The following is an 11,755-nucleotide window of genomic DNA, read 5'->3' as shown; positions in this document are numbered from 1 at the left end:
GGCCGACACATTGTACGATCTCGAATGCGAATAGAAAGCCCGTTCAGATGATCCCACCTGAACGGGCTGAATGTTAATCAGAACTGCGAAATAGAGCGACGCCCAAAAACTAGGGTGCATCGGACCCTGGACTAATGGAACCAGCCCGATTCCTTCTTCACGGCAGCCTGGCCCTCCAATTCGGCTTTGGCGCCATTTTTCTCCATCAACACCTTCGCACCCTGCGAAACATTCCTGTTCGCATCAGCCTGGGATTGCGTCAGATCAGTTGTGGCGTCCTTCTGCTTCAGCGTGCTGTTGATGATGTCGTTTTCACGAGAGACATCCGTCTTTTTCGCCTGAAGATCCAGTTCCCGGCTCTGGAGGTCCAGTTCCCGCAGCTTGTCCGCGTAGGCCTCATCCTTGGCCTCACGCGCCTCCAACTTGACACGCCGAGCAGCCGCAACGGCTTCAGCCTGACGCCGAGCCTCCTGAACCCTAGCGGCCTGCGCCTGCTCCTGACGCCGCAATTCCGCCTGCTGTGCTGCCCAAGCCTGACGTGCCGCCGCCTCATTTTGATCCTGCGCGGCGGAAACCGCATTAATCTGGTCGGTAAGGCTCTGCGCGAAACCGGAGCACGGCAGGGCAAGAAACGCGAGTAAGGCAACCCGTTTCATTACATTTCCTCAGATCATGATTTCTGCGGCGGAGGGCACTCATGGTTGGGCTGAACGCGGGTTTCGGTTGGGCTCCCTTGAATCATGACAGCCTTGCCCGGCACGTATTCACACAAACGTCCGACTTGAGCGGAGCTGAAGGTCTGATTGCCGTCCTGATACGTAATCGAAACGCCATCGACCAGAGTCTGCCCGGGAACGAGAGACCCGGCGGCCGCGCCGGCGCCGCCGCCACCCAGGCCGCCCAGCACCCCAGCTGTGGTCGAATGCGCTACACCCGCGCCGAGGCCGGCACCAAGACCGGCGCCCAATAGTCCCCCCACGATCTGCGCAGTGCGTTGGTTTTGCGCATTGCTGACCTGGACCCGGGCAGGCATTACAGCAAGAATATTGATCACATGAGCCAACTGCCGTTGGTTGACTTGAGCCGCATTGTAAGTGTCGGCTCTGTTCTCGTCACCAGGCGTCGCACAAGCGGACAGGACCAATGGCGCAGCTAAAGCACAAGAAACGAAAATTCTTGAATTTCTCATATATACATCTCTCATCGCATCCGGGAATGCCGCTATTCGAAAGAAATCATTCCCAAATAGCGATTAAGCATTTTTGTTTCATTTTGTAAAGAAGGCAAAAATGGGGCAAAATTGCGTCATAAACGTGCGCCCCAAGTAGAGAGTTATACGAAAAGAATAATCCCTAAATCGTGTACGGAATGGCGAGCGGCATCGGTTCTGATCCTTTGTGATGCGAGAACCTCATAGATGATGGCGGCAGAGAAGTTTTCCTGACCGAATTTGTCCGTCATTTATCCGCGTGGCCAGCATGCAACCGCTTCTCAGCGAGCAATCCCAGATTCGCTCGTGCCGCCACACCACTTGGCCTCATTTGAACTGAATCCAACACTTCCGGCACGGACATGAAAAAGGCCGGTGAGGTTTCCCTCACCGGCCTTTTTCATGTCTGGCATCCAGCCGGTCCGGGCGCCTTGCGGCACCCGGGAAGGCGGATATCAGCGCGACATCATGTTGATCGAGGTGTCATGCATGATGAACAGCGTGCCGACGATCAGGATAAAGACCGTCAGGACGGTGAAGACAAACGCCATCACGTTCCAGCGCTGCTCCGAAGACGTGTTCATATGCAGGAAGAACACCAGATGAACCACGATCTGCACCGCAGCCAGCACCGCAATGGCAGCAATCGTCCCGGAGGGCGAGAAGCTGTGTGCCATCACGACACCGAAGGCGGCAACCGTCAGCAGGACAGAGATGACGAACCCGGTAAGGTAAGACCCTACACTTCCGTGGCTCGCTCCCGAATGGTCCGTATGCGCGTCAGCCATCAGATCACACTCATCAGATAGACAAAGGTGAAGACACAGATCCAGACGATGTCCAGAAAGTGCCAGAACAGGCTGAGGCAGGTCAGCTTGTTCGTCATGCGCTCGGACAGGACGGTCTTCCCACCCGTCTGGACGATCAGAACCGCCATCCACAGCAGGCCGCAGGTCACGTGCAGACCGTGGGTCCCGACCAGGGTGAAGAAGGCCGACAGGAACGCGCTGCGATCCGGTCCATTGCCTTCCGCAATCATGTGCGAGAACTCGCGGAGCTCCATGAACAGGAAGCCCAGGCCCAGGATGAAGGTCACCCCGAGCCAGCCCCGCAGCGCGCCCAGCTTGTTCTGGTGCGCGCTGATCATCCCGAAACCGTAGGTGATCGAGCTGAGCAGCAGCAGCGCCGTCTCGATCCCGACCCCGTTCAGATCGAAGATGTCCTTGCCGGTGGGACCACCGGCAAACTGGTTACGCATCACAGCGAACACCGCGAACAGCGTTCCGAAGATGATGCAGTCGGTCATCAGATACAGCCAGAACCCGAACACCACGGGAGATTCGTGGTGTTCCTCGTGGGCGTGGGCCGCATCAGCAGTGATATCGTGCGCCATTATTCCGCCGCCTGTGCCGCCAGAAGGTTACGGGTATGCTCGTTCTCGATACGGGCAACCTCGGACGCCGGCACATAGTAGTCGACATCGTTGTTGCTGCTCCGCGCGATCACGGTCGCGATGACACCGATCAGGCCAACGGCCGCCAGCCACCAGATCCACCACACCGCGGCGAAGCCGAGGATCAGGCTGAACATGCCGATGAAGAAGCCCGCGGCGGTGTTCTTCGGCATATGGATCGGCTGGTAGTTCGAACCGGCGGCACGGGTATCGATGCCGGCCTCCTTGTCGTGGGCGAACGCATCCAGGTCATGCACCACCGGAACAACCGCGAAGTTGTAGAACGGCGGGGGCGAGGAGGTCGACCATTCCAGCGTGCGCGCGTTCCACGGATCGCCCGTCAGATCGCGGTTTTCGGCCAGGTTGCGGTCACGGATCGAGACATAGAGCTGCGTCAGCTGGCAGACGATGCCCAGGGCAATCATCACGGCGCCGGCTTCGGCAACCAGCAGCCACGGATACCATTCCGGATTGTCGTAATGGTTCATACGACGGGTCATGCCCTCGAAGCCCAGAACATAGAGCGGCATGAACGCGAAGTAGAAGCCGACGAACCACAGCCAGAACGCCCGCTTGCCCCACGCTTCGTTCAGCTTGAAGCCGAAAGCCTTGGGGAACCAGAAGTTCATCGCCGCAACATAGCCGAAATACACACCGCCGATGATGACGTTGTGGAAGTGGGCGATAACGAACAGCGAGTTGTGCAGCACGAAGTCGGCAGCCGGGATGGCCAGCATGACGCCGGTCATGCCACCGATGGTGAAGGTGATCATGAAGCCGATCACCCAGTACATGGTCGCGTGGAACTCGACGCGGCCCTTATACATGGTGAACAGCCAGTTGAAGATCTTCACGCCCGTCGGGATCGCGATGATCATCGTCATGATGCCGAAGAACGTATTGACGTTGGCGCCGGCACCCATGGTGAAGAAGTGATGGAGCCACACCACCATCGACAGGACCATGATCGAGCAGGTCGCATAGACCATGGTGTTGTAGCCGAACAGCGGCTTGCGCGAGAAGGTCTGCGTGATTTCCGAGAACGCACCGAAGGCCGGCAGAACCAGAATGTAGACTTCCGGATGCCCCCAACCCCAGATGACGCTCAGATACAGCATCTGGTTGCCGCCACCGTCATTGGTGAAGAAGTGCATGCCGAGGTAACGGTCCAGACCCAGCAGGCCCAGGGCCACAGTCAGGATCGGGAACGAGAGCATGATCAGCACGCTGGTGCAGAAGATGGTCCAGGTGAACACCGGCATCTTCATGAACGTCATGCCCGGGGCCCGCATCTTCACGATGGTGGTGAAGAAGTTCACACCGGTCAGCAGTGTGCCGACGCCCGAAAGCTGAACCGCCCAGATATAGTAGTCGACACCGACACCAGGACTGAACTGCTGCTCGGACAGCGGCGGATAGGCCAGCCAGCCGCACTGCGAGAACTCACCGATGAACAGCGACACGTTGATCAGCACGAAGCTGATGGTCGTCATCCAGAAGCTGAGCGAGTTCAGGAAGGGGAAGGCCACGTCGCGCGCGCCGATCTGCAGCGGCACGATCACGTTCATCAGCCCGGTCATGAACGCCATCGCCATGAAGAAGATCATGATGGTGCCGTGGGCCGAGAAGATCTGGTCGTAGTGATGCGGTGGCAGGTAGCCCGGATTGCCGGCATAGGCCAGCGCGAGCTGCGAGCGCATCATGATGGCGTCCGCGAAGCCACGGAACAGGGCAACCAGCGCCAGCACGATATACATCACGCCCAGACGCTTATGGTCGACCGAGGTCAGCCACTCTTTCCAGAGATAGCCCCATTTGCCGTAATAGGTGATGAGCCCAAGCACCGCCAGACCGGCGATCGCGGCACCGGCAAAGGTACCAACAAGGATAGGCACATCGATCGGAATATCCGACCAGCTTAATTTTCCTAACATCGGTCCTATTCCTTCATATTCATGTCGGACATCGCGGACTGCACATGCAACATCTTGCCCGTGCTCTTATCCATGACCATGCCATTGTTGTACTTGGCCACGATCTGGTCGAAGAGGCCGGGTTCGGCATGCGAGAAATACTCGACCGGATTCGCCTCGCTGGGCGCGGCCAGCTTGGGATAGTTCGAATTGTCGAGCTGCTCGGACGCTGCCTTCACCTTCTGGATCCAGGCGGCGTAGTCGTCGTTGCTCAGCGCCAGCGCGCGGAAGCGCATGTCGGAGAAGCCCCGGCCGCTGAAGTTCGCGGACTCGCCGAGATAGTTGCCGGCGGTATTGGCCACCAGGTGCAGCTGCGTCTGCATGCCGGCCATGGCATAGATCTGCGAGCCAAGCTGCGGAATGAAGAACGAGTTCATCACCGCATCGGAGGTGATCCGGAAGTCGACCGGCGTATTCACCGGAAAGGCCACCTGGTTGACCGTGGCAATCCCCTCGTCGGGGTAGATGAACAGCCACTTCCAGTCCAGCGCGACAACCTCGACGTGAATCGGCTTCACGTTGGCTTCTTCTTCGAGCGGACGGTAGGGGTCCAGAGAATGACAGGTCTGGTAGGTCAGCACTGCCAGGAAGAGAATGATCAGGGACGGAACCACCCAGATCACGACTTCGATCTTGTTCGAGTGCGACCATTTCGGCAGGTATTCGGCACTCGTGTTCGACTGGCGGTACTGCCACGCGAACAGCAGCGTCAGAACGATGACCGGTATGACCACAAGCAGCATCGCATAGGTCGAGGTCAGGATCAGGCTCTTCTCCTGGACACCCACGGTGCCCTTCGGGTCGAGCAGTGCCCAGTCACATCCCGCCAAGAGGAACGCTGAGGACAAACACAATAAACTCGATAATCTTGGCAAGATTTTTTTCTTCATCTCACGCCTCGTTGGTTTCGACATCACCCTTGCTCATATGCTCGCTTCGTTCACGGGCCCCCAAAGCAACAACGGCCATGTTTCACGTCTGCCGCGAATCCCGGTGCGGGTCTCTCGCCGTATGTTACATCCGTTGATATCAAACCGCCGTCTACCTCCCTCTCGGAATAGGAGGCCTTCGCCGGATCGATCCCGTCATGATTAGCCGCCGGCTTCTTGGCCTTGATCTTGATCAAGGATCGGAACGGTCAAGCCTCTTTTCCATCCCGCAGGGCCGAACTGGCGCCTCATGTGCCGCCGCGTGCTTCGAGCGTCCTGTCTGCGCAGCTATCCTTTCGTTCATAGTTCTCTTACCGCCTTATCCGACTGGATGGACCTCACAAGCAAGCCTTCACATAATGTTTCAGATTATTTCGAATACGCCAAAGTATCCAAATTAAATCGTTTTATTTCAATGTGGTAATCTGACATGCCCAACATCACATACACGTCATCGCACTCTTTCCATGGAAGAATAAGTCTTATTTTAGCCGAATTTCCACACCGTTCGCGGGCCCGGTCCGTTTTTCTCCCACCTTCGGCCACAGGATAAAAAAAAGGCCCCGCCGTGAGGCGGGGCCTGATTTCCGGCCAAGACATCGAAAGGCGGATTCGCGCGCGCCCTCAATTATCCTGGTTGCTGCGCACACCCATGAACTGCAGCAGGAACTGGAAGAGGTTGATGAAGTTCAGATACAGCGCCAGGGCATCATAGACCGCGCGCTTGGCCGCACCGTCCGGCCCGTCATAATAGGCAACCTGCTGATAGGTCATCTTGATCCGCTGGGTATCGAAGGCGGTCAGGCCGATGAAGATGAACACGCCGACGATGCTGTACAGCATATAGACCATCGAACTGTGCAGGAACATGTTCACCAGCCCCGCGATCACCAGCCCGAACAGGCCCATGATCAGGAACGAGCCGAAGCGCGTCAGGTCGGTCTTCGTGACATATCCCCAGATCGACATCGCCGAGAATGTGCCGGCCGTGACGAAGAAGACGCGCACCACCGATACCCCGGTGAAGGTCAGCAGAATGCTGGACAGGCTGGCGCCCATCACTGCACAGAACGCCCAGAACAGCATCTGCACCGTCTGCCGCGACAGACGGTTCACCCCCAGCGACATGACCAGCACAAAGCCCAGCGGCGCGATCATCGCCAGCATGCCCAGTCCGGTCGGCCGCACGGCCACCCCGTTGGGCGTCATCACAGCAGCGAAGAACGCGGCGCGCAGGCTGGTATTGGCGACCAGATAGGCCACAAGCCCGGTCAGTACCAGGCCCGAAGCCATCCAGTTATAGACCCGGAGCATATAGGCACGCAGCCCCTGGTCGATGACTCCAGCGCCGACCCCGGTGCCAGCGGGTCGGGACATTGTTCGAAAATCCGGGCTGAAAGCCATGACATCCTTCCTTTGTCCGGGCAATTCCGGACGCAACATGTCAGAGATGTGGGGGGAACGGGCGATATTTCAAGGAAAATCATCTCGCTTCCGGATGACTTTTCTGCAACAGAGCCGCCCCCACAACGACCAGTATACTATAAGGCAATGGACGGAATCGCGAAAACCTTCCCGCACGAGGCACGACAGTGAGACTCTTCATCGCCCTCGACATCGGATCGCCGCTCCGCGAAGCGATCGCGGCCATGCGCGGCAGCCTCGCCGGCGTCCGGTGGGTCGATCCCGCCACCTATCATGTCACGCTCCGCTTCATCGGCGAGGTCTCGGGCCGCGACCGGCTGGAGGATATCGACATGGCCCTGTCGGCGATCCGCGCCCCCTCCGTTCGCCTGCAGCCCACCGCGCCAGGCATTTTCGAGCAGGATGGCGGCCGGCAGACCCTGTGGATCGGGATCGAGCGCAGCCCGGCACTGCTGCACCTGCATCGCAAGGTGGATACGGCCATGCGCCGCGCCGCCGGCCTGGCGGTCGAACGAAGGCGCTTTGTGCCTCATGTCACGATCGGCACGATCGCGACCCCGTCGCCGGACATGCTGGCTCCCTGGCTGGCCCGATGGTCCACCCTCCCCCTCCAGCCGGTCGACATCCCGCGCCTGACCCTCTTCCGGTCCCTGCGGGGTCCGGACGAGCCGATTTACGAGAGTCTGGCCGAATACGATCTGGCGGGATGATGGAAGTGCGAATCGTCTCTCCTCACAAAACTATGAACGTAATCCATTCACATGGCGCATATATTTAATTACATTAATGCATATTAATGTTTCGCCCACCGGCTGACCATGTATCACGCATACCTGATCTGCGCATTGAAAAATGACGTGAAATCAATATAATGAGACATATCATGCTGTTGCATGGCAGGGTCTGCAACGATCAACGGTGCCGCCCAGCCTCAGTCCTTCGCCCGAAAAACACAAAATCGTCAGAAGACTGAATTTACAGCATCAGTATGGTCGCACTGGGCCTGATTTTTCCCGGTCCGGGACCGGGGCCGTCGGGTTGTTTTTTTATTGTCACGAGGACATCGGACATGATGCGAGCTGCTTTCCGGAAAGGACGTTCTCTGCGAGGAACGCTTGCCGCCGGAACGATATGCGCCGTCACTCTGTGCGGCTATGCCGCCGTTGCGGCTGACCCAGCTTCAGGCGATACCGGAGAAGCGATCATCCATGCCGATGACCATCCGGGCGACTGGATGACATACGGTCGTACCTATTCCGAGCAGCGCTACAGCCCGCTCGACCAGATCAACCGCTCCAACGTCGGCAACCTGAAGCTGGCCTGGTATTACGATCTGGATACCAATCGCGGCCAGGAAGGCACGCCGCTGGTGGTCGACGGCGTCATGTACGCGACGACGAACTGGAGCAAGATGAAGGCCCTCGATGCGGCCACGGGCAAGCTGCTGTGGGCCTATGACCCGCGCGTGCCCGGCAACATCGCCGACAAGGGCTGCTGCGACACCGTCAACCGCGGTGCGGCTTATTGGAACGGCAAGGTCTATTTCGGCACGTTCGACGGCCGCCTGATCGCGCTGGATGCCAAGACCGGCAAGCTGGTCTGGAGCGTCAACACCATCCCCACCGAAGGCGCGCTCGGCAATCAGCGTTCCTACACGGTCGACGGCGCGCCGCGTATCGCCCGGGGCCGGGTCATCATCGGCAATGGCGGTTCGGAATTCGGCGCCCGCGGCTTCGTCTCCGCCTTCGACGCCGAGACGGGCAAGCTGGATTGGCGCTTCTTCACCGTGCCGAATCCCGAGAACAAGCCGGACAACGCGGCCTCGGACAGCGTGCTGATGAACAAGGCCTACCAGACCTGGAGCCCGACCGGCGCCTGGACCAAGCAGGGCGGCGGCGGCACCGTGTGGGATTCGATCGTCTATGACCCGGTGACCGATCTGGTCTATCTGGGCGTGGGCAACGGTTCTCCCTGGAACTACAAGTACCGCTCCGAAGGCAAGGGCGACAATCTGTTCCTGGGCAGCATCGTCGCGATCAAGCCCGATACCGGCGAGTATGTCTGGCACTTCCAGGAAACGCCGATGGACCAGTGGGATTTCACCTCGGTCCAGCAGATCATGACCCTCGACCTGCCGATCAACGGTCAGATGCGGCACGTCATCGTCCATGCGCCCAAGAACGGCTTCTTCTACGTCATCGACGCCAAGACCGGCGAATTCCTGTCGGGCAAGAACTATGTCTACGTGAACTGGGCCAGCGGCCTGGACCCGAAGACCGGTCGCCCGATCTATAATCCCGACGCGCTCTACACCCTGAACGGCAAGGATTGGTACGGCATCCCGGGCGATCTGGGCGGCCACAATTTCGCGGCGATGGCCTTCAGCCCCCGCACCGGCCTGGTCTATATCCCCGCGCAGCAGGTTCCGTTCCTGTATTCGAACCAGGTCGGCGGCTTCAAGGCCCATCCCGACAGCTGGAATCTCGGCCTGGACATGAACAAGGTCGGCATTCTCGACAAGCAGGACGCCAAGGACGCCTTCATCAAGGACCTGAAGGGCTGGATCGTCGCCTGGGATCCGCTCAAGCAGCAGGAAGCCTTCCGCGTCGACCACAAGGGGCCGTGGAACGGCGGCATCGTGGCCACCGGCGGCGACCTTCTGTTCCAGGGCCTGGCAAACGGCGAATTCCACGCCTACGACGCGACGAACGGCACCGACCTGTTCAGCTTCGCGGCGCAGAGCGGCATCATCGCCCCGCCGGTGACCTATCTGGCGAACGGCAAGCAGTATGTCGCCGTCGAAGTGGGCTGGGGCGGCATCTATCCGTTCTTCCTGGGCGGGCTTGCGCGTACCGGCGGCTGGACCGTCAACCATTCCCGCGTCATCGCCTTCTCGCTGGACGGCAACGCCAAGCTGCCGCCGCAGAACGACAAGGGCTTCCTGCCGGTCAAGCCGCCCGCCGAGTTCGACCAGAAGCGAACCGATAACGGCTATTTCGAATTCCAGACCTATTGCGCGGCCTGCCATGGCGACAATGGCGAAGCCGGCGGCGTTCTGCCCGACCTGCGCTGGTCCGGGGCGATCCGCCACCAGGACGCGTTCTACAACGTGGTCGGTCGCGGCGCGCTGACGGCCTACGGCATGGACCGCTTCGATTCCTCGATGTCCCCCGCGCAGATCGAGGACATCCGGCAGTTCCTGCTGAAGCGCGCCAATGAAACCTACCAGAGGGAGGTTGATGCCCGGAAGAACGCGGAAGGCATTCCCGCTCAATGAGACGCTTCCGCTCGATCTTCCGTTTTTTCCGCATCAACGCGACGCATGGTGAACAGAATGCTCAACAGGCTTAAGGTTGCGATCGGCACGGCGGCGTTCAGCCTCCTTGCCACGGCCGCAATGGCTCAGGCGCCGGATCAGGCGCTGGTCGACAAGGGTGCCTATGTCGCCCGCCTGGGTGACTGCGTGGCCTGCCATACCGCCCTGCACGGGCAGGCCTATGCCGGCGGTCTTGAGATCAAGAGCCCGATCGGGACGATCTACTCGACCAACATCACGCCCAGCTCCGACGGTATCGGCGGCTATAGTTTCGAGGAATTCGACCAGGCGGTCCGCCACGGCATCCGCAAGGACGGCTCGACGCTCTACCCGGCCATGCCCTATCCGGCCTTCGCGCGCATGACGCAGGACGACATGCGCGCGCTCTATGCGTATTTCATGCATGGCGTGAAGCCGGTGGCGCAGCCCAACAAGGCCAACGAGATTTCGTGGCCCATGTCCATGCGCTGGCCGCTGGCGATCTGGCGGACCCTGTTCGCCCCGGCGCCGGCCGATTTCAAGCCGGCTGCCGGCACCGATCCGGTCGTGGCACGCGGTGAATATCTGGTCACCGGTCCGGGCCATTGCGGCGCCTGCCATACCCCGCGCGGCTTCGCGATGCAGGAAAAGGCGCTCGATGCCACCGGCGGCGCGGTCTTCCTGGCCGGCGGTGCGCCGATCGACAACTGGGTGGCCCCCAGTCTGCGGAACGACCCGGTGGTCGGCATCGGCAGATGGTCAGAGGACGACCTGTACTACTTCCTGAAGACTGGCCGTATCGACCATTCCGCCGTGTTCGGCGGCATGGCCGACGTGGTGGGCTGGAGCACCCAGTATTTCACCGACGACGATCTGCACGCGATGGCGAAATACCTGAAGAGCCTGCCGCCGGTTCCGCCGTCACAGGGCAGCTACACGTATGACGCCTCGACCGCCGACATGCTGAACGCGGGCAAGACCGCGTCATCGCCCGGCGCGGACGTCTATCTGCGTGAATGCGCCATCTGCCACCGCAACGATGGCGGCGGCGTGGCCCGCATGTTCCCGCCGCTGGCCGGCAACCCGGTGGTGGTGACGGAAAACCCGACCTCGCTGGTCAATGTGGTCGTGCATGGTGGCGTGCTGCCGCCGACCAACTGGGCACCGTCGGCCGTGGCCATGCCGGGCTATGGCAAGACCCTGTCGGCCCAGCAGATCGCGGATGTGGTCAACTTCATCCGTACCGGATGGGGCAACCACGCCCCGGCGAACGTGACGGCGGCCGATGTCGCCAAGCTGCGTGACACCGGTGCCGCGGTCGCGGGCGTCGGCTTCGGCGCACCGAGCAGCAGCTGGCTGCTTCTGCACCCGCAGCCTTACGGCGCAGGCTGGACCTTCGCCCCGCAGACCCACGCCGGGGTGGATCAGGCGCAGTAATCGCGCCCCGACCAGCCAGGTCTCTGTTCAGCC

General features: G+C 60.3%; 10 protein-coding genes. 3 read left to right on the top strand and 7 right to left on the bottom strand.

Going from position 1 to position 11,755, the window contains the following annotated elements; genetic code table 11:
• Positions 1 to 131 precede the first annotated feature (131 nt).
• From HLH35_RS11855 to HLH35_RS11825, 7 genes are all read right to left on the bottom strand, one after another.
• Positions 132 to 656, bottom strand: a complete 525-nt coding sequence (locus tag HLH35_RS11855; RefSeq protein ID WP_182979329.1) for a DUF5384 family protein — start codon at positions 654 to 656, stop codon at positions 132 to 134.
• A 14-nt stretch (positions 657 to 670) separates the two neighbouring features.
• Entirely contained in the window at positions 671 to 1,189 is a 519-nt protein-coding gene (locus HLH35_RS11850) for a hypothetical protein (RefSeq protein ID WP_182979328.1), read from the bottom strand.
• A 476-nt stretch (positions 1,190 to 1,665) separates the two neighbouring features.
• Complete coding sequence (gene cyoD, locus HLH35_RS11845) at positions 1,666 to 1,998, bottom strand: cytochrome o ubiquinol oxidase subunit IV (protein WP_182979327.1); 333 nt, start codon at positions 1,996 to 1,998, stop codon at positions 1,666 to 1,668.
• Positions 1,998 to 2,603: a cytochrome o ubiquinol oxidase subunit III gene (cyoC, locus tag HLH35_RS11840; protein WP_182979326.1), complete on the bottom strand. Its 606-nt coding sequence runs from the start codon at positions 2,601 to 2,603 to the stop codon at positions 1,998 to 2,000. The genes cyoD and cyoC overlap by 1 nt, the downstream gene beginning before the upstream one ends.
• Positions 2,603 to 4,597: a cytochrome o ubiquinol oxidase subunit I gene (gene cyoB / locus HLH35_RS11835; RefSeq protein ID WP_182979325.1), complete on the bottom strand. Its 1,995-nt coding sequence runs from the start codon at positions 4,595 to 4,597 to the stop codon at positions 2,603 to 2,605. Before cyoB ends, cyoC begins: the two co-directional genes overlap by 1 nt.
• Before the next feature lie 5 nt (positions 4,598 to 4,602).
• Positions 4,603 to 5,526, bottom strand: a complete 924-nt coding sequence (cyoA, locus tag HLH35_RS11830; RefSeq protein WP_182979324.1) for a ubiquinol oxidase subunit II — start codon at positions 5,524 to 5,526, stop codon at positions 4,603 to 4,605.
• 663 nt (positions 5,527 to 6,189) lie between these two features.
• Positions 6,190 to 6,969 carry a Bax inhibitor-1/YccA family protein gene (locus tag HLH35_RS11825; protein WP_182979323.1) on the bottom strand — a complete coding sequence of 260 codons (780 nt, stop codon included), beginning with the start codon at positions 6,967 to 6,969 and terminating at the stop codon, positions 6,190 to 6,192.
• 188 nt (positions 6,970 to 7,157) lie between these two features.
• On the opposite strand from HLH35_RS11825, the gene thpR reads away from it, so the two are divergent.
• The 3 genes from thpR (at position 7,158) to HLH35_RS11810 (ending at position 11,722) form a co-directional block, all read left to right on the top strand.
• Positions 7,158 to 7,700 carry an RNA 2',3'-cyclic phosphodiesterase gene (gene thpR, locus HLH35_RS11820; protein ID WP_182979322.1) on the top strand — a complete coding sequence of 181 codons (543 nt, stop codon included), beginning with the start codon at positions 7,158 to 7,160 and terminating at the stop codon, positions 7,698 to 7,700.
• A gap of 359 nt (positions 7,701 to 8,059) precedes the next feature.
• Entirely contained in the window at positions 8,060 to 10,267 is a 2,208-nt protein-coding gene (locus tag HLH35_RS11815; protein ID WP_182979321.1) for a PQQ-dependent dehydrogenase, methanol/ethanol family, read from the top strand.
• 57 nt (positions 10,268 to 10,324) lie between these two features.
• Positions 10,325 to 11,722: a c-type cytochrome gene (locus HLH35_RS11810; protein ID WP_182979320.1), complete on the top strand. Its 1,398-nt coding sequence runs from the start codon at positions 10,325 to 10,327 to the stop codon at positions 11,720 to 11,722.
• Positions 11,723 to 11,755: the final 33 nt, after the last annotated feature.

It is taken from the genome of Gluconacetobacter asukensis (assembly GCF_014174375.1).
Taxonomy (GTDB): domain Bacteria; phylum Pseudomonadota; class Alphaproteobacteria; order Acetobacterales; family Acetobacteraceae; genus Gluconacetobacter; species Gluconacetobacter asukensis.
Note: the sequence above shows the minus strand (reverse complement) of the source record. Positions and strands in the feature narration are given on the sequence as shown.

Coding starts and splice junctions, on each gene's coding strand:
- HLH35_RS11855 (WP_182979329.1), bottom strand. CDS start 656: ATGAAACGGGTTGCCTTACTCGCGTTTCTTGCCCTGCCGTGCTCCGGT.
- HLH35_RS11850 (WP_182979328.1), bottom strand. CDS start 1,189: ATGAGAAATTCAAGAATTTTCGTTTCTTGTGCTTTAGCTGCGCCATTG.
- cyoD (WP_182979327.1), bottom strand. CDS start 1,998: ATGGCTGACGCGCATACGGACCATTCGGGAGCGAGCCACGGAAGTGTA.
- cyoC (WP_182979326.1), bottom strand. CDS start 2,603: ATGGCGCACGATATCACTGCTGATGCGGCCCACGCCCACGAGGAACAC.
- cyoB (WP_182979325.1), bottom strand. CDS start 4,597: ATGTTAGGAAAATTAAGCTGGTCGGATATTCCGATCGATGTGCCTATC.
- cyoA (WP_182979324.1), bottom strand. CDS start 5,526: ATGAAGAAAAAAATCTTGCCAAGATTATCGAGTTTATTGTGTTTGTCC.
- HLH35_RS11825 (WP_182979323.1), bottom strand. CDS start 6,969: ATGGCTTTCAGCCCGGATTTTCGAACAATGTCCCGACCCGCTGGCACC.
- HLH35_RS11815 (WP_182979321.1), top strand. CDS start 8,060: ATGATGCGAGCTGCTTTCCGGAAAGGACGTTCTCTGCGAGGAACGCTT.
- HLH35_RS11810 (WP_182979320.1), top strand. CDS start 10,325: ATGCTCAACAGGCTTAAGGTTGCGATCGGCACGGCGGCGTTCAGCCTC.